The 23,912-nt window shown below is 47.4% G+C and carries 25 protein-coding genes and 1 riboswitch; of the genes, 12 read left to right on the top strand and 13 right to left on the bottom strand.

Annotated elements, in window-relative coordinates; all coding sequences use genetic code 11:
- The first annotated feature begins 62 nt into the window (after positions 1-62).
- Positions 63-713 carry a homing endonuclease associated repeat-containing protein gene (locus tag HZS85_RS01335; protein WP_214852367.1) on the top strand — a complete coding sequence of 217 codons (651 nt, stop codon included), beginning with the start codon at positions 63-65 and terminating at the stop codon, positions 711-713.
- Between the two features lie 97 nt (positions 714-810).
- Here HZS85_RS01335 and HZS85_RS16945 read toward each other — a convergent pair whose 3' ends face one another.
- On the bottom strand, positions 811-2,508 hold the full coding sequence (locus HZS85_RS16945) for a GGDEF domain-containing protein (RefSeq protein WP_214852365.1): 1,698 nt from the start codon (positions 2,506-2,508) through the stop codon (positions 811-813).
- A gap of 134 nt (positions 2,509-2,642) precedes the next feature.
- Between HZS85_RS16945 and HZS85_RS01325 the strand changes: the two genes are divergently transcribed.
- Positions 2,643-3,251 (top strand): YktB family protein, encoded by a 609-nt coding sequence (locus HZS85_RS01325; protein ID WP_214852363.1) that lies wholly within the window; start codon positions 2,643-2,645, stop codon positions 3,249-3,251.
- A gap of 31 nt (positions 3,252-3,282) precedes the next feature.
- On the opposite strand, the gene HZS85_RS01320 is transcribed toward HZS85_RS01325, so the two are convergent.
- From HZS85_RS01320 to HZS85_RS01295, 6 genes are all read right to left on the bottom strand, one after another.
- The gene (locus HZS85_RS01320) at positions 3,283-3,795 is read right to left on the bottom strand and encodes a hypothetical protein (RefSeq protein WP_035410262.1); all 513 of its coding nucleotides are present in this window, start codon (positions 3,793-3,795) and stop codon (positions 3,283-3,285) included.
- A gap of 161 nt (positions 3,796-3,956) precedes the next feature.
- Positions 3,957-5,027: an ABC transporter substrate-binding protein gene (locus HZS85_RS01315; protein ID WP_214852361.1), complete on the bottom strand. Its 1,071-nt coding sequence runs from the start codon at positions 5,025-5,027 to the stop codon at positions 3,957-3,959.
- A gap of 3 nt (positions 5,028-5,030) precedes the next feature.
- Complete coding sequence (locus HZS85_RS01310) at positions 5,031-5,831, bottom strand: ABC transporter permease (RefSeq protein ID WP_035410268.1); 801 nt, start codon at positions 5,829-5,831, stop codon at positions 5,031-5,033.
- Entirely contained in the window at positions 5,831-6,637 is an 807-nt protein-coding gene (locus HZS85_RS01305; protein WP_081780411.1) for an ABC transporter permease, read from the bottom strand. Before HZS85_RS01305 ends, HZS85_RS01310 begins: the two co-directional genes overlap by 1 nt.
- Positions 6,637-7,731, bottom strand: coding sequence for an ABC transporter ATP-binding protein (locus tag HZS85_RS01300; protein WP_035410273.1), 1,095 nt, complete (start codon positions 7,729-7,731; stop codon positions 6,637-6,639). Before HZS85_RS01300 ends, HZS85_RS01305 begins: the two co-directional genes overlap by 1 nt.
- Before the next feature lie 13 nt (positions 7,732-7,744).
- Positions 7,745-8,308 (bottom strand): helix-turn-helix domain-containing protein, encoded by a 564-nt coding sequence (locus tag HZS85_RS01295; protein WP_214852359.1) that lies wholly within the window; start codon positions 8,306-8,308, stop codon positions 7,745-7,747.
- Positions 8,309-8,477: 169 nt separating this feature from the next.
- On the opposite strand from HZS85_RS01295, the gene HZS85_RS01290 reads away from it, so the two are divergent.
- From HZS85_RS01290 to HZS85_RS01280, 3 genes are read left to right on the top strand one after another with little or no spacing between them, the layout of a single operon-like run.
- Positions 8,478-9,323, top strand: a complete 846-nt coding sequence (locus tag HZS85_RS01290; protein WP_214852357.1) for a DegV family protein — start codon at positions 8,478-8,480, stop codon at positions 9,321-9,323.
- Positions 9,324-9,382: 59 nt separating this feature from the next.
- A complete protein-coding gene (locus HZS85_RS01285) occupies positions 9,383-10,111 on the top strand; it encodes a tryptophan-rich sensory protein (protein WP_214852355.1) in 729 nt (242 codons plus the stop codon).
- A gap of 51 nt (positions 10,112-10,162) precedes the next feature.
- Positions 10,163-10,510, top strand: a complete 348-nt coding sequence (locus HZS85_RS01280) for an iron-sulfur cluster biosynthesis family protein (RefSeq protein ID WP_035410282.1) — start codon at positions 10,163-10,165, stop codon at positions 10,508-10,510.
- A 233-nt stretch (positions 10,511-10,743) separates the two neighbouring features.
- Here the strand turns inward: HZS85_RS01280 and HZS85_RS01275 are convergent, their stop codons facing one another.
- The 3 genes from HZS85_RS01275 to HZS85_RS01265 form a co-directional block, all read right to left on the bottom strand.
- The gene (locus HZS85_RS01275; RefSeq protein WP_214852352.1) at positions 10,744-12,786 is read right to left on the bottom strand and encodes a bifunctional diguanylate cyclase/phosphodiesterase; all 2,043 of its coding nucleotides are present in this window, start codon (positions 12,784-12,786) and stop codon (positions 10,744-10,746) included.
- A gap of 180 nt (positions 12,787-12,966) precedes the next feature.
- Positions 12,967-13,704 (bottom strand): anti-sigma factor, encoded by a 738-nt coding sequence (locus HZS85_RS01270; protein WP_214852349.1) that lies wholly within the window; start codon positions 13,702-13,704, stop codon positions 12,967-12,969.
- Complete coding sequence (locus HZS85_RS01265; protein WP_214852347.1) at positions 13,685-14,248, bottom strand: RNA polymerase sigma factor; 564 nt, start codon at positions 14,246-14,248, stop codon at positions 13,685-13,687. Before HZS85_RS01265 ends, HZS85_RS01270 begins: the two co-directional genes overlap by 20 nt.
- A gap of 226 nt (positions 14,249-14,474) precedes the next feature.
- Between HZS85_RS01265 and HZS85_RS01260 the strand changes: the two genes are divergently transcribed.
- The 3 genes from HZS85_RS01260 (at position 14,475) to HZS85_RS01250 (ending at position 16,577) form a co-directional block, all read left to right on the top strand.
- On the top strand, positions 14,475-14,738 hold the full coding sequence (locus HZS85_RS01260) for a metal-sensitive transcriptional regulator (RefSeq protein WP_214852345.1): 264 nt from the start codon (positions 14,475-14,477) through the stop codon (positions 14,736-14,738).
- Positions 14,739-14,915: 177 nt separating this feature from the next.
- Positions 14,916-15,722: an SMP-30/gluconolactonase/LRE family protein gene (locus tag HZS85_RS01255; RefSeq protein ID WP_056063188.1), complete on the top strand. Its 807-nt coding sequence runs from the start codon at positions 14,916-14,918 to the stop codon at positions 15,720-15,722.
- Positions 15,723-15,848: 126 nt separating this feature from the next.
- Positions 15,849-16,577: an MBL fold metallo-hydrolase gene (locus HZS85_RS01250; RefSeq protein WP_214852343.1), complete on the top strand. Its 729-nt coding sequence runs from the start codon at positions 15,849-15,851 to the stop codon at positions 16,575-16,577.
- A gap of 61 nt (positions 16,578-16,638) precedes the next feature.
- On the opposite strand, the gene HZS85_RS01245 is transcribed toward HZS85_RS01250, so the two are convergent.
- The gene (locus tag HZS85_RS01245) at positions 16,639-18,249 is read right to left on the bottom strand and encodes an alpha-glucosidase (RefSeq protein WP_214852341.1); all 1,611 of its coding nucleotides are present in this window, start codon (positions 18,247-18,249) and stop codon (positions 16,639-16,641) included.
- Positions 18,250-18,397: 148 nt separating this feature from the next.
- Here HZS85_RS01245 and HZS85_RS01240 point away from each other — a divergent pair, with 148 nt between their 5' ends.
- From HZS85_RS01240 to HZS85_RS01225, 4 genes are all read left to right on the top strand, one after another.
- On the top strand, positions 18,398-19,585 hold the full coding sequence (locus HZS85_RS01240) for an aminotransferase class I/II-fold pyridoxal phosphate-dependent enzyme (protein ID WP_214852339.1): 1,188 nt from the start codon (positions 18,398-18,400) through the stop codon (positions 19,583-19,585).
- A gap of 62 nt (positions 19,586-19,647) precedes the next feature.
- Positions 19,648-19,752: riboswitch (SAM riboswitch) on the top strand.
- Positions 19,753-19,834: 82 nt separating this feature from the next.
- Positions 19,835-20,848, top strand: coding sequence for a methionine ABC transporter ATP-binding protein (locus HZS85_RS01235; RefSeq protein WP_214852337.1), 1,014 nt, complete (start codon positions 19,835-19,837; stop codon positions 20,846-20,848).
- Complete coding sequence (locus HZS85_RS01230) at positions 20,838-21,503, top strand: methionine ABC transporter permease (RefSeq protein ID WP_214852335.1); 666 nt, start codon at positions 20,838-20,840, stop codon at positions 21,501-21,503. Before HZS85_RS01235 ends, HZS85_RS01230 begins: the two co-directional genes overlap by 11 nt.
- 27 nt (positions 21,504-21,530) lie before the next feature.
- On the top strand, positions 21,531-22,346 hold the full coding sequence (locus HZS85_RS01225) for a MetQ/NlpA family ABC transporter substrate-binding protein (RefSeq protein WP_214852333.1): 816 nt from the start codon (positions 21,531-21,533) through the stop codon (positions 22,344-22,346).
- Between the two features lie 55 nt (positions 22,347-22,401).
- Here the strand turns inward: HZS85_RS01225 and HZS85_RS01220 are convergent, their stop codons facing one another.
- Together HZS85_RS01220 and HZS85_RS01215 are read right to left on the bottom strand one after the other, a co-directional pair.
- A complete protein-coding gene (locus HZS85_RS01220; RefSeq protein ID WP_214852331.1) occupies positions 22,402-22,899 on the bottom strand; it encodes a GNAT family N-acetyltransferase in 498 nt (165 codons plus the stop codon).
- Positions 22,900-22,987: 88 nt separating this feature from the next.
- Positions 22,988-23,866, bottom strand: coding sequence for a CAP domain-containing protein (locus HZS85_RS01215; RefSeq protein WP_214852329.1), 879 nt, complete (start codon positions 23,864-23,866; stop codon positions 22,988-22,990).
- Between the last annotated feature and the right edge of the window lie 46 nt (positions 23,867-23,912).

Below are 23,912 nucleotides of genomic sequence, written 5' to 3'. Positions count from 1 at the left end.
TATATCTAATACAGAGGACTTTTGCCTCAATATTACATCGAACTAGGAAGGAGGACTCACTCATGAAGCAACGTGTACTTACGAGTCAACAGAGTTATACAGAAGAGCAGCTTGAGATGATTGAAGCCATCCGTGCGGTCGGTGAACTCATCCAGGATCGTCCACGCCGCACTGTCTATCGCCGTTATGCTCTCGCGAATGACTGGCCTCAGCCAGAAAACATCATTCGTCAATTCGGTTCATGGCCAGAAGCCTTATCGGCTGCTGGATACGAGTGGAATGTCGATCAACAGCCGGAGGAACTCGAGCGGGCACCTAAATACACGAAAGACGAGATCTTAAAGTCATTCGAACGGTATGCACAAGACGTCGGCTCGACGATCACGCTCAAAAAGTATCAAATGTGGCGTAAATCCGTCCATCATGCCCCGAGTCACTATCACATCGTCAAGATGTTCGGTTCATGGCATGACGCTTGTACCGCAGCAGGACTCGAAGCAAGTGTCACCTATTCAAAAGCTGAACTTGCTGCTTCCCTGCGTCAAGCAATCGAAGAAGTTGGCTTCTCCCTCTCCTTTGAAGCATATCGAGAATGGGCAAAGCGAAACAACAAACCATCGACGAAAGCCTTACTTCATCGCTATGGGTCTTGGTCAGCCGCGATCCATGCGATCGAAAACGAGATTCGCCTTAGTAAACAACAAGCCCAATGAACTTATACCTTCTTCAATCCTTCTCGTTCATTTGAACTGGAAGGATTTTTTACATCAAAAAAGAAGGTGACGCATCCGCCACCTTCTATTCGCTTCTTTAAATGACCTTCTCTTTCCACTCCTGATACGATGCGACACGATCGCGTCCTTGGAACTTGGCACCGACGTACATCGCCCGGTCCGCATTTCGAATCAGACTCGCAAGATCCCCAAGTTCCTTTAACGTATCGATTCCGATACTTGCTGTGATTTGAAGGGTGTGACCTTCAACTAAAATAGGATGCGCATGTAACGTCTCACGAATCCGTTCTGCAACGATTTGTGCGGAATCAAGATCCGTATTTGGTAGCAAGATGACGAATTCCTCTCCCCCATAACGCGCAACGAGATCCGTGATTCGTGTTGCTTGCATCAATAACTTCGCGACTTCAAATAAAACGACATCTCCGACTTCATGACCATACGTATCATTGATTTGTTTAAAGTGATCCAAATCAATCATCAATGCAGAGAACGGATACAGATCGCGTTGTTTAATACGACGATCGCCCCACTCTTGCAGCGCACGATAGTTTGGCAATTTTGTCATCGCATCTGTTCGACTATCCGTCAATAACCGTTCTCGCTCGTGCGCTCGTTCAACGGCCCACGATAGAACACGTAAAGCACGGTATAACTCGTATCCGAAGTCCTTCGTGAACTCTCCACTCGCATGGGACGCAAGGAATAAGGAGCAGTTAATCGTCTCCGTCGCCTCCGGTTGGATGAAGAGGACAGATTGTGTTTCTTCTGGCAGACAATCGTACAGACGAATATCCCACTCTTGTTGCATGCCGTAAAGAAGGACTTCTTCTTTTTCGATGATATCTTCAATGATTCGTCCTTCGACATGATCTGCTTTTAACTTTCGTCCATCCTTCAACGAATAGTAGACAGTCTGCTTGCCTTCTTCAAAATCAAACTTAATCCAAGCGATATCCGGTTTGACGAATTGGTTGAGCTGTCGCAGATACCGCTCGATGATGAACTGTGCATCGCCGTCCTTCCAAGCTGCTTCTTTCAATCGCTCGATTTGCTCCCAATGTTCGATACGATCAGACGCTTCGACCGAACTCCCGAGTGCTCGTTTGATGATGAACAATGCAAATGCTGCCATGACGAGTCCACTATTCCCATTCCCTTGGACGACGAGTGTACTGAAGATCCCATATAACAGTTCTGCCGTGATGACGACTGCTTCAAAGCGTAAGAGCTGGAACATGACGTCACTCGGGATGTTTTCTCCGAGAAGAAATCGAGATAACTGGTATTGTAACAAGAGTACGATCCAAAGGATCGCGACCATCGCTAGTAACGGAACGATGTTTTCTGTCAACAGGAATGCGTCTCCGTGTGTTCCACCTAGGGCATTATAGGCAAGACCTGCTGGCACGATCAGAAACAACTCGAGCGCGACATTGAACGGATAGTTGTGCAACATCCGACGACGTCCGATTGGCGTATGGATCGTCCGCAACTGATAGATGAGCATCGTCAGTTGACCGACGAAAATCGCTGATAACAAACCATATGATAAGAACGTGAAGAGAACAAATCCAAAATGAAAGGTAAAACTCATATGACGACGGCGGACAGGATCGATGACGAAAATCGTCGACAAGGCGGTAATCAATAAGAACGTAAACAAATCGATGCTGAGATTATAATCCTTTGACTTCGCAAAAAGATCGATGCCAATGACGATTACGAAAAAAACGACCCAGCTTCGGAGGAGATATTGTTGAAAACGACGCACAAAACATTCCCCTTCCTCTTAAGTATATATTTGTACATTAATGGAAATCGATATGTCCATTATTCTACTTTTCAAGCAAAATGTCGAACTTCGATAGTATCCTTTGATACAATTGATGTGAGGTGATATTTTTCATGACAAACACATTCACGCAACATGCATTTGATACATTTCAGATTGATGGATTAGAACCCCGGATGAAGGCGATTCGTGAACGGATTCAGCCTGTCTTCCGCGACATCGGTCAAGAAGTCGCACCTGACTTGACGGTCGCAACAGCAGAAGATGTCCATGTCCACATCGCGCAACATGCTCGGCGGAAGGTCAATCCTCCGAAAGATACATGGATGGCATTCTCACCCGATAAACGTGGATATAAAAAACATCCGCACTTCCAAGTCGGTCTATTTGATGATCACTTGTTCATTTGGCTCGCTTATATTTATGAGTTACCGAACAAACAACAATATGCATCAAAACTGTTACAGCATACGGAACTGCTGACGACTCTTCCGGATGATTTCGTTGTTTCTTATGACCATATGAAAAAAGACGCGGTTCCTGTTCACGCGACGGATCTTCAAAAAGGTTTACAACGTTTCCACGACGTCAAAAAAGCAGAGTTCCTTGTTGGTCGCCATATTCCGGCAGAACAAGTTCATCAACTGTCACGCGAAGAATTACTCGCAATGATTCGAAATACCTATTCACATCTCGTACCACTCTATAAAACGATTAAATAAAAAGGATGGCCGAATCGGTCATCCTTTTTCGTTAGTTATATTTTACTAGAATTGACATGACTTGTGTACGGTCGGAATTTAAATTTAGATAAATGTTGACCTGTTTCGAGGAAACAGTCATGACGTTGAATGTTTTATCGAGTTTCGCTGTCGGATATGCTTTTTTAGCTTCTTTGACCGTCACCGTCCGTTTGATTTGCTTTGGATCATAGACGATGGCGCTAACTTTAGCTTTTGTGTCCTTCACACCATACGTTGAACAGTAATGTAGGGAGCGATCTGCTGAAGCAAGACCATTTCCACTTTGACACCAATTGGAGTTCTTTTCCCCTTTGTACGCTTTATGTACTTGTGCAAGTGTCGTTTTTTCAAGTACGACTTTTCCATCGAGTGAGCGCGCTTGTTTCGCTTGTGTTTGAATTTCTTGAAGCCATTTGACGTCTGATTGTTTTGATGCCTCGACCGGTTGCTGTTTATATGAAGTTCCTGACACGATGCTGACAGTGAGAGCGGCAGTTAAGATGATTCCTAGAACTTGTTTCATGATGATGTCCTCCCCGGTGCCTGTAAAAAGGCGTTGATAATAAACTCATTCCCCTATTTCAAAAAATTATTCGGTTTTTACAGTTTTTTTTGGGAACTTATATTTATTTTTATGAAGAGAAATAAAAAAAGAACCTAGTGCCCCTAGCACTAGGTCTTTCCTCATTTCTTATGCATCTTAAACTCTAAGAACAACTCATTGTAATGCGCGAGCATCTTCTTCCCGAGGTTCTCATAGACTTCAAGCGTATCAGTGACTTGTTTATCAGGATAGAATCGTTTATCCGTCCGAACCGACTTGTCGAGTAACTTTAAGCCTTCTTTGTTCGGTGTCGAATAACCGACGTAGTCCGCATTTTTCGCTGAAATATCTGGGCGTAACATGAAGTTGATGAACTGATTTGCTCCCTTGACGTTTTTAGCTGTCTTTGGAATGACGATATTATCGAACCAGACGTTTGAGCCTTCTTTTGGAATGACGTAGTCAAGTTTGTCGTTCTCACTCATGATCTCGTTCGCATCTCCAGACCAGACGACACCAAGTCCTGCTTCTTCGTTCGCAAGCAATAACTTGATTTCGTCCCCGACGATCGCTTTGACATTTGGCGTCAAACGCATCAGATTCGCCTTTGCTTCCTGTAGCTTCGACTCATCCGTCTCATTCAAGGAATAACCGAGACTGTTCAAACTCATACCTATCACTTCACGCGCACCATCGGCAAGTAGAATCTGGTTCTTCAGCTTCGGATCCCATAGATCCTTCCAGCTCGTCGGTTTTTTTCCGATCAAGTCTTTGTTGTAGACGATACCGACCGTTCCCCAAAAATACGGAATCGAATACTTATTTTTTGGATCAAAGGATAGATCCAAAAAACGTGAATCAATATTTTTGAGATTCGGGATTTTTTGATGATCAATCGGCAGGACGAGCTTCTCATCGATCATCTTTGCGATCGCATAGTCGGATGGGACGGCGATATCATACGTCGTTCCTCCCTGTTCGATTTTCGTCAACATCGCTTCATTCGAGTCGAATGTCTGATAGACGACCTTGATGCCGCTCTCTTTTTCGAACTGTTTGATCAGTGCCGGATCGATATAATCGCCCCAGTTATAAATGTTCAGGACATTCTTACCTGAATACCCTTGTGTCTCGTTTAACTGATTCAAGGTGAATAGGATGACACCCGAGATCAAGAAAATCGCGACGAATAATTGAATCAATTTTTTCAACGGTCATTTCACCTCCGGTCGCGAAAGCTTCGTAGCAGCTCGTTGGTTCAAGAAGTAGTAGCCGATGACGAGCAGGAATGTAAACAAGAAGATGACGGTCGACAACGCATTGATCTTCATCGAAATCCCTTGGCGGGCAAGTGAGTAGATTTCGACAGATAACGTCGTAAAGCCGTTTCCTGTCACGAAGAATGTCACCGCAAAATCGTCAAGTGAATACGTCAATGCCGTAAAGAATCCAGCAAAGATACCGGGTGTGATGTACGGCAAGACGACCTTCGTTAAGACATCCCAGCGACTCGCGCCTAAGTCACGCGCCGCATCGACGAGCGTTGGACTCATCTCCTGTAATTTCGGCAAGACGAGAATGACGACGATCGGTACCGAAAATGCGATATGAGAGAGTAAGACTGACGTAAAGCCAAGCTGGATTCCAAGCATCGTAAAGAAGATCAGAAACGATGCTCCGATGATGACATCAGGGCTGACGATCAAGATACTGTTGAGTGTCAACAACGACGTCTCGACACGTTTCTTGCGGACCGCCTGGATCCCGATCGCTCCGAATACTCCGAGAATCGTCGAGATTGCAGCTGACAACAACGCGATGACGAGTGTGTTCAAGACGATGATCAACAAGCGTGAATCTTGGAAGACTTCCTTGTACCAATCCCACGTGAACGAATCGAAGTTCGTCATGTTATCAGCGCTGTTGAACGAATAGAATGCGAGATAGAAAATCGGAGCATACAAAATGATGAAGACACCGATCAAATAAAGATTTGCTAGTTTCAGACGTTTCATCAAGTCGTCGCTCCTTTCTTCCGTTTCGTACTTGTCAAGGCAAGGATGATTGCCATCGCGATGATGAGGAAGACGGCAATCGTAGCGCCCATGCCCCAGTTCTGTGTCACGAGGAATTGCTGTTCAATCGCCGTACCGAGCGTAATGACGCGGTTCCCGGCAATCAAACGCGTGATCATGAACAGTGACAATGCCGGAATGAAGACAAGCTGACAGCCTGATTTCACACCGTCAAGTGTCAACGGAAAGACGACACGACGGAATGTCGTGAAATTCGAAGCTCCGAGATCACGTGCCGCGAAGACGAGAGATGGGCTCAGTTTTTCTATCGCGTTAAAGATCGGTAGGATCATGAACGGAATGAAAATGTAAACCGAGACGAAGACAAAACTGAAATCGGTAAACAGGATTTGCTTCCGTCCGATTCCGATCGCTTCAAGCGTTTGATTTGCGAGACCATACGTACTGAACAATCCGATGAAGGCGTAGGTCTTCAACAATAAGTTGATCCACGTCGGCAAGATGACGAGCAACAGCCAAAGTTGTTTATGTTTCGTCTTCGTCAGCAAATAAGCCGTCGGATAACCGATCAAGAGTGAAAACAAGGTGATCAAAAAGGCATACCAGAACGAACTAAGCGTCATCGTTAGATACGTCGATGTGAAGAAGTTCCGGTAGTTCTCAAATGAGAAATTGCCATCAAGATCAAGGAATGAATAATAGACGACGAGCACAATTGGTGCGATGACGAATAAGGCGATCCAGAATAGATACGGGATGAGATACCAGTTACGTGATTTCTGCATCATAACACCCCGTCGTAGGATTCCAGACGCTTATCAAATTCTTCTTCCGTCTCGTTCAATCGCATGACGTGGATCGCTTCCGGATCAAACGTCAGACCGATTTGTTCACCAACCGTCGCTTTTTTCGTACTGTGGACGAGCCATTCGTTTCCGACTTCATCCATACAGGCGATTTCATAGTGCACCCCACGGAACAACTGTGAGTCGACCGTAACCTTTAGTTTTCCTTGTGTCACGTTCGTGATTTCAAGATCCTCGGGACGAATGACGATTTCGACCGGTTCGTTCAGCTCAAGACCGCGGTCAACACATTCGAATTCTTTTTCTGCGAACCAAACTCGATAATCTTCGATCATACGTCCAGGAATGATATTCGACTCGCCGATGAAGTCCGCGACGAAGCGGTTGATCGGTTCATCATAAATATCTGTCGGCGTTCCCGATTGTTGAATGACGCCGTGATTGAGAACGAAGATTTCATCTGACATCGCGAGTGCCTCTTCTTGGTCGTGTGTGACGAAGATGAACGTGATTCCAAGGCGACGTTGTAAGTCGCGGAGCTCATATTGCATCTCTGTCCGCAATTTCAAGTCGAGTGCCGAGAGCGGCTCATCAAGCAAGATGACTTCCGGTTCATTGACGATTGCCCGGGCAATCGCGACACGCTGCCGTTGTCCACCCGACATCTCGGTGATTTCCCGTTTCTCATAACCGGACAAGTTGACGAACTTCAATGCATCGGTCACACGTTGTGCGATTTCCGCTTCCTTCACCTTCTTGATCCGAAGACCAAAAGCAATGTTTTCGAAGACATTTAAGTGTGGGAACAGTGCGTAATCTTGGAAAACGGTATTAACTTGACGTTTGTTCGCCGGCACATCATTGATCCGTTTCCCGTCGAAGATAATGTCTCCCTCTGTCGCTTCCGAAAAACCGGCGATAAGTCGTAAGATCGTCGTTTTTCCGCACCCCGACGGTCCGAGTAACGTATAAAACTTTCCGCGTTCGATTTCAAAGCTGACTTGATCAAGAACGGTCTGATCGTCATAACGTTTCGTGACGTCCTTGAATTGAATGATCGTAGTATCTGCCAATCTAGTTCCTCCTTTATAGGTATGAGTCGGTTGCGGTCACGAGGACCTTTGTCTCTTGCATTGACTCATTGCGTAATTGATGAATTTCTGAAGCCTTATAGTAAAGTGTCTCCCCTTGCTTCGCTAAAAAAGTCTGACGTCCGAGCATCAATGTGACGTTCCCCGCGAGCACATAGACAAATGTTTCCGCCCCCGACGGTTCATACGTCTTGAAGGCTCCCCCTGGCGCAAGTGTCAGCAGGACCGGTTCCATCTCTTTTTCATTCGATTCCGGAATGAGCCATGTGACATGATACCCTTGTTCTTCGTCCGCATATGTTGTGACATCTTCTTCTCCATAGACGACTTTTTGATTGAGTGCGTCCTCATCAAAGAAATCCTTCGGTGAGATGCCAAGGACTTCAAGGAGATGAAACAGTGTCTCGATCGATGGGGAACTGATTTCCCGTTCGAGTTGCGAGATGTACCCTTTACTCAGGTCTGTTCTTTCCCCGAGTTCCTCTTGCGTCAATCCCTTTTGAAGACGGAGGTTCTTGATTTTTTGTCCGATTGAGTACAATCGACGTCCTCCTCTCATCGGCTTAGTTTAGTATAAGATGACTAAAAGTTTACTAATCACGTACCGATTATAGCGTATTTCATTATTTAATCAACTAAAACGTTTGATATTTTTTAATGTTCATTTGACAGCGAGAACGCTTACACCTACAATTATTATCAGGTACTAAATTTAGGAGGAACTTGTAATGCGGATTGCTTGGATCACTGATAGTACGACGATTTTACCGGATACGATCGCAAAGCGCGACGATCTCTCGGTTGTCCCTTTACTCGTCATGAAGGATGGCGAAAGTTTCATCGATGGGGTCGATGTAAATGCGGAAACCGTCTATAGCTGGATTGATGCAAAACATAAAGTGACGACGAGTCAACCTTCCATCGGTAGTTTTACCGAACACTACGAACGACTAAAAGAAGATTACGACATCGGTTTTGCTGTCCACCTGTCGAGTGAACTGAGCGGAACGTACAACGCTTCCGTCCAAGGCGCAGAAATTGCCGGCTTCCGCTTGATCGCGATTGATTCTCGTTGTGGGATTTATCCGGCTGGTCAGCTCTTAGCAGAGGCAATGGAGCTCGTCGAAGCGGGACACTCGATTGAATCCGTCGAACAGATCATTCTGGAGCGTCGCTTCGACCACCATATCGAATTCACTGTCGCGAACCTCGATCAATTGCAAGCCGGTGGACGGATCTCCTCGACGAAGGCATTCGTCGGTAACTTGTTGCAACTCCGTCCGTTGTTCCACTTCGAAGAAGGAAAGATCGTTCCATACCAAACCGTTCGGACGTTCAAGAAAGCCTATTCGAAGATTTTTGATCACCTTGTTTTGATTCTCGAGCGCGGTCAAGTGACGGACATCTCGTTGTTCCACGCGACAGCGTATGAACTGGCGCTCGATTGGAAAAATCGACTCGAAGCACAGTTCGACGTCCGGGTCCGAATCGATGATTTAACGCCGGTTCTCGGTTCACATACCGGAAACCCCGCCATCGGCATGTCCTTTTTGAACCCGACACGTCGACCATGATGACTAATGAAAATGATTTTTGGGTAAACCTTCTTTAGAGAATAAAGGAGGTTTTTTGTTTGAAAAATAAATGGATTTGGCTTAACTGGGTCGGCTTCATCTTTACGATTGCTGTGAACGCCCTCGATGGTGGAAAGACAGGACGGATTTCTGACTCCATCTTTACGTTATTCAAACCGGCTGGTTATGCGTTCTCGATTTGGGGATTGATCTATACGATTTTACTCATTTGGTTGATTCTCCAAACGATCCCAAAATTCAAGGAACATGAACTGGCGAAAAAAATCGGACCATGGTTCCTGATCAGCTGTTTATTCAATGCTGGCTGGATTGTCTCATTCACCTTCGAATTGTTCGTCGTATCTGTCGTCGTCATCGTTGGTCTCTTGCTGTCATTGATCGTCATCTACTCGAAAATCGACCGCGAGACGAAAGGCTTACGCTTCAAGCTACCTTTCTCGCTTTATCTCGGCTGGGTATCGGTCGCAACGATCGCCGACATCTTCCTGACGATCAACGCAGAGGGCGTGACGTCGTGGCTTGGAATCGGAGATGCCGGTTGGACGATGATTATGCTTGTCGTCGGTGTCATCGTCGCCCTTCTCTTCATGTTCGCAAACCGCGATCCGATTTATCCGCTCGTCTTCGTCTGGGCGTACATCGCAATCAATTTCGAGTCGGATAACGGTCTCGTCGATACGGCGGTTCTCGGTAGCGTCGTCTTATTGTTAGCCGGGTATATCTTCCTTCTTGTACGGATGCGCCGTCGAGTCAGCGTGAGCAAGTGACGTTCCTTTCTCATTCGAACGGCGTATACTAGAGAAAAGGAGTGAATGACCATGAACATCACATTTACACCATCTGCTCAGGAACGAATCAATCAATTACGCGGTGAAGTATCCGGTCAACTACACCTCTACTACGATACAGAAGGTTGCGGTTGCGGAAACTCTGGTATCTTCAGTATTCGTCTCGTCGATGAAGCGACCCCGGAAGACATGACGATCGACTCGAATGTCGGACCCGTTCTTGTCAAACGATGGTCGAGTCATTTCCTCGATCAAGACATGACGCTCGATTACAACGCGGAGAAAAAAGCGTTGATCCTTAAAAGCGATGGACAATACTTCAATACGAACGTGCTCGTTACGGATCAGACAGGCTGTGTCCTCACGGTTCGTTCATAAGCACAGACGAAAAAGGCAACTTCCGCAATGGAAGTTGCCTTTGTTTGTGTTCGAACAGACAGGTGCTACGTTAAAAGCTTGGATGGTCTGAGTATGATTGAATGTACTAGATGTCTGTCTGCGTCGTGCACAAGCTGGTGAGAAAATCCAGCGCTTTGCGTCCCCCCAGACGTCGCATGCATCATCCTCGCATGCTTATCTAGTATACGAACGAAAGTCGTGTTTGGATTGCTTTATCCGACATTTAGAACGGTCTCTTCAATCATCCGCTGATTCAGATCCTTCACATGCATCGGCTTACTGTAATAATAACCTTGTCCATAATCACAACCGAGACGTTTCAGGAAAAGATGCTGTTCGAGTGTCTCGACGCCTTCCGCGACGACTTCGATCCCGAGACTCTTCGCAAGCTGGATGATCATTTCCGTGATTGCCGTTCCGCGTTCGTCATGCGGGACTTCATCGATGAACGATTTATCGATCTTCAGGATATCAATCGGGAGATGCTTCAGGTGTGTCAATGATGATAGACCCGTTCCGAAATCATCAAGTGCGATCGTCAGACTGAGTTGTTTCAGTTCACCGAGCATCATCATTGCCCGGTCGAGGTTCTCCATGACGGATGTTTCCGTGATTTCAAGCTGTAGCTGTAGTTCGCTCCCATTCTTCAATGAATGGTGGACGATTTCCTTAATCATTAAGTTGTGTGACTCGGACCGGAAATGCATCGCCGATAAGTTCACCGAGACTTGGCGAATGAAATAATCTTCCTTCTTCCAAATCTCCATCTGGGCGACGGTCTCTTTGAGTACCCACTCAGTTAAACGGTGAATCAAACTGTATTTTTCTGCAAGCGGGATGAACTCCGCCGGTGAGATGAATCCAAACTTCGGATGATTCCAGCGAATCAAGACTTCCGCTTGATCAACTTTTCCCGTCGCAAGGGCGATCTTCGGTTGATAGACGAGGGTGAACTCCTTGAAATCCGTCATCGCCCGGCGTAAGGATCCGACAATCAATTGCTCTCTACGATCCGAGTGTAGTGAGTCATCATACACGATGAAGCGATCACGCCCCTCATTTTTGCCAGCCCGAAGCGCACTCTCCATCTGACCGATCCGCATCTCAAGTGATTCCTTCGCATTCGGGAGGATGACGCCCATCGTTGCTGTCAAATGAACCGGTTGATCTTCGAGATCAATCGGAAGACGTACATCGTCTAAAATTTGTTCGAAGACATCCGTCATGTCTTCTTGTGAAACACGTTTGATGAGGAAGAACTGCGTCCCGTTATAACGAATACACGCTTCATCTTCCTTCAACGTCTGTAACATCCGTTCTGCGAATTGGCGGATGACCGCATCTCCCTTATCGAATCCGAAGGTGTCATTGACCCATTTGTATCCATCAAGATCAAGTAACGCCATCGCCATTTCCTGCTTAGCACGACCATACTGGGCATCGACTCTTGTCATGTGATGATCGAGCCATCGTCGGTTGTGTAATCCCGTCAGATGATCGGTATACGCCATCATCTGCAGTGCACGACGTTCGAGGTGAATGTAGAGACCTGCAATCAACACGAGAATCAAGAAGACCGGTATCGCGACTTCGTTCAAGATGTTCGACGTGATTGGAGCATCACCGATAAGTCCGGCATCTGAGGCTGGAATACAGAACGATGTGCCGAGCATTCCGACATAATGCATCGAAGAGATGGCAAACCCCATCACGACTGCGATGGGAATCAAGATTCGTTTCTTATCGACATGTCTCAAGCGATGAAGCAGTAGCAAGGCGATATAGGCGACAGTGACTGCAATCAGGACGGATAAAAAAAATAAACTCTTCTCATACCGAACGGCTCCACCGAACTCCATCGCCATCATTCCAAGGTAATGCATCGTAGCGATTCCGCACCCCATCAGGGATCCTGCTAAAATGACCTTCTTTCGCGTAATCGTCGACGAGTACAACAAATGAAAGGCAATGAAAGCAGCCAAAATAGCGGGAATGACGGATAAGAACATTAAAAACCAATCATAGCGAACCGTGACGGACAGAGAGAATGCTCCCATCCCGACGAAATGCATTCCCCAGATCGATAACCCCATCGTCAACGACGAGAGGAACAAGGCACGCTTCTTTAAGGAAGTCGCTTTCGCTAGACGACGATTTAACTCCAGTGAACCATATGAGCCGAGGATGGCAACGAGCACCGATAACACGACCAATGTCACTTCGTAGTGTTTCGTTAAGATGATCCATTCATTCATTGTATGAGGTCTCTCCTTATGAAATGTCATTCTCCTAACTATCGTCTGCTCTGACTCTTTTTTTCAGTGTAATTTAGAAATTCGTTTGATTTCTTATCATTCCATCACTTTTTTACCTAATCCACTCGACATCTTACACAAAAACGGATCCGCTCGAGACGGATCCGTTAAACATCATTTTTAGAGTGCTACCGATGCGACGATTTCACCCGTCGGTTTTTCTAAATCCGGTTCGGGTTCGACCGTGATGGCGACGGCATCAACTTTTCCGTCTCCTTTAAGCGGGAAGACAGCTGCTGCCTCTCCATCTTTTTCAATGACACCGTTCGCAGTAGGTGTCTCTCCTTCGAGCGTCCACAATTGATAGAGCTGACCTTTTTGAAGCGGTGGTAAATCTTTCAGTTGAACGAGCATATACGATTTATCGTTTTGCGTGAAAATCATGCTCGATCCTTTAATGGACTCGGTACTTTCAAAGTTCCCCATCCCTTTGATCTCATCCATGGCTAACGTCTCTGGTGTATCTGTGCTCTCTTCCTGTGACAGGAAGTAGGCATTCGCACCAAGCGAGAGAATCAAGGCGGCGGCGATACTCATCAACCAACCGAGTGGCACACTCTTCTTCTTCGTTTGTTGCTGACGTGCTTGTTTAACGTCTACCGGAGTAGTCATCGGTGCTTCCTTCGGAGACGCTGCCTCTGCTGAACCAAGGACTTCTCCAAGAATTCGTGCTTTCATACCTGCAGGAACGGGTCGCTCCGGAAGCGATTCAGCGATGGGAAGCATGAGTTCTTCCATTTCTAAAAGCGATTCACGACATTCTTCGCACGTCGAAAGATGCGCTTCGAACGCGTCGCGATCAGCTGCGGATAATGTTCCATTAAAATAATCGATTAAGTCATGACAACGTTCTTCCATCTCGTTCCCTCCCATCCATTCGTTTTCGTAATGCTTGAATCGCGCTCCTGATTCGCGTCTTGACCGTTCCAAGAGGTAAATCGAGCTGCTCTGAAATCTGTTGTTGCGTCATCCCCTGGAAGTAAACGAGTTCAATCAGCTCTTGCTGTTCTAGCTTCAATTCACTGACCGCGCCGCGTACTTCAGCAGCCGTTTCACGCTGCATGACCGTCCGCTCGACCGGCTCGTCGTATCCACCATCCCGCTCTTCGACTTCGATCGTCGGTTGTCGTTTTTCACGACGGAGACAATCGAGTGCCGCGTTACGTGTAATCGTTAAAATCCACGATGAAAACTTTCCTTTTTGTGTATCAAAATCAACACGACCGTTCCAAATCTTCATCCATACTTCCTGTATGACTTCTTCGGACAACCGGTCATTATTCGTAAAGCGATGGGCGAATGAAAACAATAACCTCTCGTACTTATCGTATAATGTCTCGAGAGCTTGCTCGTCACCGCTACGCATCAGATGATAAAGCGATTCATCGGATTGAGTGTGCATCCTTCTCCTCCTTCTGACGTCAGCCCTATCATATAGTATACGCAAGCTGACACCAAATCGTTTTCGATTTCACCCATTTTCTAAGTAAAAAACTTCACCACATCCATATTCCCTCATTCTATGAAAAGTATAGCTTAAAATTCTGCTGAATTGACAGCGATACCGTAATGGGCATAGCATAAAGATACTACATGACGTCAGGTCAACGGGAATCGGAGGAATAAAGATGGATTATGATCGGAAGATGAAAAACCGTGTTAGTCGGATTGAAGGACAGCTACGAGGTATTTTACGGATGATGGAAGAAGGGCAAGATTGCCGCGATGTCATCACCCAGCTCTCCGCTGCCCGTTCTGCGATTGACCGGACGATCGGCGTCGTCGTTAGCTCGAATTTGATCGATTGTGTCAAGGAAGCAGAACAAAATGGCGATGGACAAACAGAAGAACTCGTGAAGGAAGCGGTCAACCTATTGGTGAAAAGCCGCTGACGTCACGTTCATACCGATAGTCTGCTTTGGAAGCAGGCTATTTTTTAACGTTTCTTTTCCCAAAGTCGTTGCGAGTGTACACCTTGACTTAGGTTTGATTGCGTATCAAAACAGGTATACTAAATTGTTATTACTTGGACAGCATGTAGAGCCGTCCGCTTAGGAGGAAGAGTACTCATGACCGTTTCCCTATTCATTGATATCACCTGCAAGACAGGTGAATCCCCTGTTTACGACGCAAAAACAAAACGCTTTTATTTCGTCGATATTCCGAATCAACTGCTCTTTTCATATGATCTTGTTACAGAAGCACTTAAACCATATACGTTGCCAAGCGCTATTACATCGATTGCCTTGACGGACGCTCCGGACTTATTGCGTGTCACATCAGCACATGGCTTTGGCACGTTCGATCTCAAGGAAGGACATCTGTCTCTCGAACATCAATTGTCATTACCGGATTCTGATCGGATGAACGATGGCAAGCTCGATCCGACCGGACAATATGTCGCTGGTAGCATTAATGAAGAAGACGGTAAAACAGCTGGGCTGTTCCGTCTGCGTCATGACGGTTCCATCGATGTTTTACACGAAGACTTGACGAACTCTAATGGACTCGTCTGGTCAGAAGATGGCAAGACGCTCTATCATATCGATACACCAACGAAAAAAGTCTATGCCTTCGACTACGCTCCCGATGCCCCACTTTCGAATAAACGCGTCGCCGTTGATCTCGAAGAGGAAGAAGGATTCCCGGATGGTATGACGAAGGATGCTGAAGGTCATGCATGGATCGCACATTACGCCGGATCATGTATTACACGTTGGAATCTCACGACGGGCGAAAAACTGGATCATGTCGACTTCCCTGTCTCGAATCCGACATGTCCGATTTTTTACGAAGATCGCTTACTCGTCACGACAGCTGCCAACGGAGATGATGCACCACATGCCGGTGCTGTCTTCGCTGTGACATTTGAATAATTAGCAAGGGAGGGATCATCTAGTAATAGATGGTGCCTCTTTTTACACATAATCCGTCTAGACGCCTATTCAAAAACAGACGATACTAAAGAAGAAGTCTATTTACTTTTTGAAGGAGTGAAGCCGATGCGTGTCACGATCATCGAACGTTTACACCAATTGCAGACGACCCCATCCTTTTTCCCGGTCAATTGCTACCTGTTTGAAGAAGCAGACAGTTTGACATTGATTGACGCCGGACTCGGAATCAACGCAAAGGCGCTTTATCACTATATTCGAAAGCAAGAAAAACCGCTCGGCGCAATTATCCTGACACACGCACATGCCGATCATGTCGGCTCGCTCGATTTCCTTGCGAATGCCTTTCCTCTCGCTCAAGTCTGCATCAGTTACCGTGACGCTGCATTGCTCAGTGGGGACGAGACGCTACGCGAAGGCGAAACGACCCCTTTAAAAGGCGGTATTCCGAAAAACATCAAAACACGTCCAGATCGATTGCTCGAAAGTGGTCAACAAGTCGGTAGCCTCAGCGTCATCGCCTCGCCAGGTCATACACCTGGTTCGATTTCTCTTTGGCATGAAGGTAGTCGGATGCTGATCGCCGGAGATGCCTTTCAGACACAAGGGGGACTCGCTGTCTCCGGTGACGTCCGTTGGCAATTTCCGTTCCCAGCACTTGCGACATGGGATCCAGACGTTGCTCTTCGCTCCGCTGATCAATTAACGGAACTGTCTCCGGATATTCTTGCCGTCGGACATGGTCCCCTCATCCTTGGACCAAGTTACGAGATGCGCCAAGCCGTCGATCGATTCACGCACGTCTTACAGACGAAAAAATCGTCACCTTTCAAATAACACACGAAAAAACATCCGTACGCGTTCCTGACACGTCGCGGATGTTTTTTCGTCCAGTAGTTCAATTCTGTTCTGTAACAGCATATCGATATACACGTGCTTCATAAGGACGTAGTTCATCCGAGATATCTGGATAGTTCGACACAAGCAACTTATCTTGCGATAAAACGAAGGCAGTTTGCATCGGTTCGTCATGCACGTTGAGAACGATCCGCCACACTTCTCCCTCTAGTTCCCGCTCATAGATGTAGAGATACGGATCATGAAGAGCTAAGTCGCGATACGTACCATAGACCATGATTGGATGATCCTTTCGCATCTGAATCAATGCTCGGTAAAAGGCAAGGACGGATGATGGATCGGCTTCTGCTTGCTCGACGTTGATGTCCGTGTAATTCGGATTGACCGCTAACCACGGTTTCCCACTCGTAAAGCCTGCCGCGTGCGTACCGTCCCACTGCATCGGCGTGCGGGAGTTATCGCGTGCGAGTAACTGCATTGACGAGAGTACGACCTCCGGATCCTCGCCGCCAGCGACGCGCTCCGCGTATCGATTGCGAAAGGCGACGTCTTGATAGAGCGACGGTTCCGAGAAGCGAATCCCCGTCATCCCAATCTCCTCTCCTTGATACACGTATGGAATGCCAGGTAATGTATGCAACATCAAACCGAGTAGTTTCGCACTCTCGACTCGGTATCGTTCACTGCCGAAGCGGGTCACTTGTCGCGTATGATCGTGGTTGTTGAGAAACTGTGAATTGACGCCTAATGGGTATAAGACGTCATACCATCGTTTCTGAATTTCCTTGAATCGTAAAAGATCCATCGCCTCCATGTCGTCCGCGATTTCGAAGTGAAACAGCGTTCGAAGTTCTTCACGTTCTTCACTGACATATAACAGACCGTCTTCTGGACCGACGAACGGAATCTCACCGACCGTGAATAAATCTTTCCCGGCAAGGACGTTCGCATGCATTTCCTGAAGGAAGTCGTGCACACCTGGTTGATTCCCGAGATACGATAGATTAAACGGATTGACGACATCCTCAAGCGAACGTTTTTTGATCAAGTTGATGACGTCCATCCGGAAACCGTCAATCCCTTGAGCGATCCACCAGTTCATCATGTCGTAGATCGCTTGCCGGACAGCCGGTTGTTCCCAGTTTAAGTCCGGTTGTTCTTTCGCAAAAGAATGGAAATAATATTGTTCGCGCTCTTCACTCCACGTCCACGGGCTCGGCGCAAAGTAAGACCGCCAATTGTTCGGGGGCGTCTCTTTCGTTCCATCTTTCCAGATGTACCAATCATCCTTGTCGTGGATTCGGTCCCGCGACTGACGGAACCAGTCATGCTGGTCACTCGTATGATTGACGACCAAATCAAGAATTATCTTTAAGCCGCGTGCGTGAGCCGCTGTGATCAACTCTTGTAGATCGCCCATCGTCCCCGCCTTGTCCATGATCGTGTAATAATCGGCAATATCATAGCCATTATCGATGTCTGGAGAACGGTAACATGGATTTAACCAGACGATATCGACACCAAGCGATGCGATGTAATCTAGCTTGTCGATGACACCTCGCAAATCACCGATGCCGTCCCCATTCGAATCCTTAAAACTGCGCCAATAGACTTGATAGACGACTGCTTCTTTCCAGCTAGCTCGCTTCATCTCCTCACTCCTCTCCCTACTCTCTATTCCCGCTCCACATATCTGTACCTGTTTATTGGACGATTTTTTTGAATTTCAAAAAAGTTCTTTTCTTTTGACTGAATATTCGTTATCCTTGACGACAATACTACGAAGGAGGCACATATCCATGAAACATTTCGCTCCATCCATCGCCATCGATCGGCTTCCTGCTCCCGTTTTCGCTGAACTTGCGAACCGGATCGGTGCTGTGAAAGCTGCCGGACATGATGTCATTACCCTTGGTCAAGGAACACCCGATCAAACGACGCCCGTACATATTCTCGACGCCTTGAAACAGGCGATCGATGAGCCAACAAACCTTCAATATCCACCATTTCGTGGACATGATTTTCTAAAGCAAGCCGTCGCGAGCTTTTATGCGAACGAATTCGGCGTCACGATTGATCCGGCAACCGAGGTCGCAATTCTTCTCGGTAGTAAAGCCGGAATCGTCGCCTTACCACAAACGATCGTCAATCCTGGAGAAGGTGTCATCGTCCCGGATCCGGGGTACCCGGATTACCTGTCTGGAGCAGCACTTGCTGGTGCTTACCCGATTACACTTCCATTGCTTGAGAAAAATAACTTCCTGCCGGATTACAATTTACTTGATACGACAGATGTCGAGCGCGCCCGGATGTTGTTCCTCAATTACCCGAGTAATCCGACAGGTGCGACAGCGACAGCAGAAGCCTTCGAACAGACCGTTGCCTTCGCGGATGCCCATGATATTTGTGTCGTCCATGATTTAGCCTACGGCGGCATCAGCTTTGATGGTCCCACACGAAGCTTCTTGCAGACGGAAGGGGCGAAGGAGGTCGGAATCGAGTTGTTCTCACTCTCGAAACGCTTCAACATGTCTGGCTTCCGAATCGCTTTCGCGATCGGAAATCCGTCCGTCATCTCAAGCATCGAGACGTATCAGGAACATCTCTACGTCAGTGCCTTCACACCGATCCAACATGCAGCGACCGTTGCCCTGACGAGTGACCAAACATGTGTCCGTGAGTTAAGTAGCTTATACGAAACACGACGTAATGCCTTGTTCGCTAAACTCGATGCAATCGGTTGGAGCGGACCACGACCGGGCGGTTCCTTCTTCGTCTGGCTTCCGGTGCCTGAAGGATACACGTCCCAAAGCTTCACGGATCATCTGCTTGACGAAGCACACGTCGCCGTTACCCCTGGATCATTCTTCGGCGAATACGGCGAAGGCTACGTACGGATCAGCTTAATTGCTGACGTCGAACGGCTAGAGGAGGCCGTCGACCGAATTGGAACGCTCAACCTGTTCCGGACACCTGTTGCAGAATAATTCTGAAAAAACATTTGACAGATGGGAATCATTTCCGTTAAAGTAAATCCCAACAGCATAACTACTTATCGAGAGCGACCGAGGGATTAGGCCCAACGACGTCCGGCAACCACCTATCAGGAACGGTGCCACATCCTACAGAATGGATTCATTCTGAGAGATAAGTTACGAAATCTTACACTTTCGTCGCTTTTTCTGGTTGCTCTGCTACTAGGAAAAAGCGACTTTTTTGTATGAGGAGATGAGCAGATGATTGAATTCAAACAGATTACGAAACGGTTCGTCCGAGACCGGACCCCGATTTTTGCATTACGAGATGTCGATTTGACGATTCAAAAAGGAGAAATTTTTGGGATCATCGGTGAATCCGGTGCCGGTAAGAGTACGTTGCTTCGTCTGATCAACGGTCTCGAGCATCCGACACAAGGAACGGTAAAGGTCGACGGTGTCTCGCTCGGCGGGATGTCAAAAGCAGATTTGCGTCAACTTCGCTTGCGGACAGGAATGATCTTTCAGCATTTCCAATTGATCCAGTCGCGTAATGTCGCAGATAACATTGCTTTTGCACTGAAGGCTGCCGGCGTCAAACGAGCAGATTTTCCGGAACGGATCCGTGAACTCGTCTCGCTCGTCGGACTCGAAGGATTCGAGACGAACTTCCCGAGTCAGTTGAGCGGCGGACAGAAACAGCGCGTCGGGATTGCCCGGGCACTCGCGAATGATCCAACCGTCTTGTTATGTGACGAAGCGACCTCTGCCCTTGATCCGGTCACGACGCTGCAGATTTTAGATTTGTTGAAAGATTTGAATGAACGACTCGGATTGACGATCGTCCTCATCACGCATGAGATCGATGTCGTCAAACAGATTTGCCATCGTGTCGCGGTCATGTCTCAAGGGGAAGTCGTCGAAGTTGCCTCTACATACGATTTGTTCAGTCAAGCCAAACATCCGGTGACACAACATTACGTCGACACGGCACTCCAGATCGAGCTACCGGAACGCATCTTGCAAGCGACACCGGGAAAGATCATCCGCCTACAGTTCACGGGCGAGAAGACCGGTGAAAGTACGTTGTCGGAAGCCATCCGTCGATACGATATCTCGGTCAGCATCCTGCACGGAAAAGTCGATTACATCCAAGACGTCGCTTTTGGTGTCCTAATCGTCAGCTTGACGGGATCCTCCGATCAAATCGCACCTGCCCTCGACTGGCTCGCGACGGAACTTCATACACTCGAGGTGATTCAGGATGTGGCTTGATCGTATTCAAACAATGTTACCTGAGCTCTTGAAGGCGCTCGGTGAGACGGCGTGGATGGTCGGAATTTCACTTGCCTTCGCATTGGTCGTCGGGATTCCGCTCGGGATTCTCTTGTTCGTCACCGACCGCGGATTATTTTTTCAAAACCTTGCCGTCCGCCGTGTTCTTGACTTCGTCGTCAACATCGTCCGGTCCTTGCCGTTCATCATCTTGCTTGTTGCCCTCATTCCATTAACGAAATTTTTGCTTGATAATACGATTGGTCCAACAGCAGCATCCGTCAGCCTCAGTGTCGCAGCGATTCCGTTTCTCGCACGACTCGTCGAAACATCACTGCGTGAGATTCCACCTGGTTTGATCGAAGCAGCGGAAGCGTGCGGTGCGAAACCATTACGGATCATCGTCAGTATCCTTTTACCAGAAGCACTCCCTGGCATCATTCAGGGCATCACGCTAACGACGATCAGTTTGATCGGCTTCTCGGCGATGGCTGGGATCGTCGGCGGCGGAGGTGTCGGTGACCTCGCGATCCGCTTCGGCTATTATCGCTATGATAATCTCATCATGATCGTGACGATCGTCGTCCTCATCGTCATCGTCCAGAGCATTCAAGCACTTGGGAATCAACTGGCGCGAAAAACAGATAAACGCTAATCATACATACAAAGGGAGAGTGGAATCATGAAAAAACGATACGCCTTTTTAGCAACAGCCTTACTCGGTGCAGGAGTCCTCGCAGGATGTGGAGACAGCAGCGCTGATGAAAAAGACAAGACGATCAAGATCGGGGCGACAAGCGGTCCTTATAGCGATATGGTCAAACAAGCGATTCAACCACAACTTGAAAAGAAAGGCTACAAAGTCGAAATCGTCGAGTTCAGTGATTATATCCAACCGAACATCGCGCTCGGTAGCGGCAATATCGACGCTAACTTATTCCAACACTCGATTTACCTGAAGACATTCTCTAAAGAAAAAAATCTCGACCTAAAAGGACTCATCACCGTTCCGACGGCACCGATGGGACTATATAGTAAGACGGCGAAGACACTTGACGACGTCAAGACGGGCGCTGAAGTCGCGACACCGAACGATCCGACGAACCAGGCACGCGCGCTGAACCTCTTGGCAGAACAAGGCTGGATCGAACTGAAGCCAGATGTCGATCCACTGACCGTCTCAGAGAAAGATATCGTCAAAAATCCGAAGAAACTCGTCATCAAGCCGCTTGAAGCAGCGCAACTGCCACGTGCCATCGAAAGCGTTGATGTCTCAGCAGTTCCAGGGAACTTCGCTTTGGCTGCGAAATTCGATTTACTCGATGCGTTAGCACTCGAGACGATGGACGAGCAATACCGGAACCTCATTGCTGTCCAAACGAAAGATGCAGACTCACAAGTCGCGAAAGACCTGAAGACAGCTGTCGAATCCGATGCATTCAACACAGTCATCGAAAAATCATTCAAAGGCTTCAGCAAGCCTGAATGGGCAAACTGATAAAAAACAACCGGATTCCAAAGAGACAATCTCTTTGAAATCCGGTTGTTTTGTGTTAGAACCGATACCACATGAGTTCTTCATCATGATAGGTACCATCGATTTTCAACGCCCGCGGTTCAATCGCGTACGATTCGAATCCAAGCGACCGATACAAGGCTTTAGCGGCTTCATTCGTCCGAACGACCGAGAGATGAACCTGCTCGATCCAAGGACGTTCCTCTAATGCCCGTAATGCCTCTTGTACCAATTGCCGTCCGACCTGCTGTTTTCTGATGCTTGGAGTGACGTACATCGCAAATAAATTGGCTCGATGTCGCATCTTGTCCAGCTCGGAGCAGACAACGGTGACGACCCCAACGAGTTGCGCTTCATGAAACGCACCGAACGTCGCTGTCTGTTCGCTCTGAAACCGCGTAGCATACTGGTCGACCGGTCGATCTTTTTCCGCTTCATAATCGGAGCCGAACGCTTCCGGATGATTCTGTAATGCTTCTAATCGCAATGCTTTATAGAGTACTGCATCTTCTGGATTCAATCGACGGATTTCCAATCGCCCCACCTCCTGCCTTTAGTATAAAACAAACAATCTCATGAAAAAGAGAACGACATCGTGAAATGTCATCCTCTTTTTTACATACTTAAGGTGTTCGGAAATTAATCGTGAAGTACGGTGCGTTGTCACGAAATGCAACACCGACATCGGCTTGCTTGTACTCTTTTTTCAAGATATTTTCTCGGTGTCCTTGTGAATTCATTAGGCCCCAATGCGCCGCAAAGACGTTCGGATACCCCATCGAGAGGTTTTCGCCAGCATAGCTGAACGTGATTCCTCCGCGTTTCATCCGGTCGAACGGATCACGACCTTGTGGATCTGTATGCGAGAAGAAATTATGTTTCGCCATGTTTTCGCTGTGACCACGGGTGACCGGCTTCAATGCTGTGTACGGTGCTAACGGATTCAACTTATAATCAGCGCGTTCCCAGTTCATCAAGCGAAGCATCAGTTTCTCATCCGTCGTCCGTAGCGCATTTGACGATGTACCGTAGAAGCCTTTTTTCTTCGCTTCGACGTCTTTCGGAATCGCAAGTGTCGCTTTGACTTTATTGCCGTCATGTTGATCGAAAAAGTACGTCACATAGTTGCCTTTCTTCTCATAAACGGCGGCATGGTCCAGATTCAACATGTAGTTTGTGTTGCCTTTACGATAGGACTTCACTGCGGACCACCCCTTTTTCTTCAAGGAGGATTCCGTATCCTTATTCAATACTGCACCTTGTGTCGTCACACCGTTTTTGAAACGATATTTGCCGTAGTCCTTACCATCCTTCGTTAAGGCGACGAATTCTTCCGTTGAAGTCCGTCTGACTTCCCAGTCATATCCGGGATACTCACTGCTATATCGATCAATCAGCTTGCCGCCACTTTTCGGGTAATCGGCTTCTGCCTGTTCCATTGGAATGTTTTCGTAGCCGAAAAAGGCTACCGCTGCTACTCCGATGATCAACCATTTTTTCATGTCGTCGTTTCGCCTCCTTTAATCTCATTACCTTTATTTTAAAAGA

Source organism: Exiguobacterium sp. s130, assembly GCF_018619055.1.
In the GTDB taxonomy this organism is placed as follows: Bacteria; Bacillota; Bacilli; order Exiguobacteriales; family Exiguobacteriaceae; genus Exiguobacterium_A.
The sequence above is the reverse complement of the archived record's forward strand: the minus strand, read 5'-3'. Positions and strand labels throughout refer to the sequence as shown.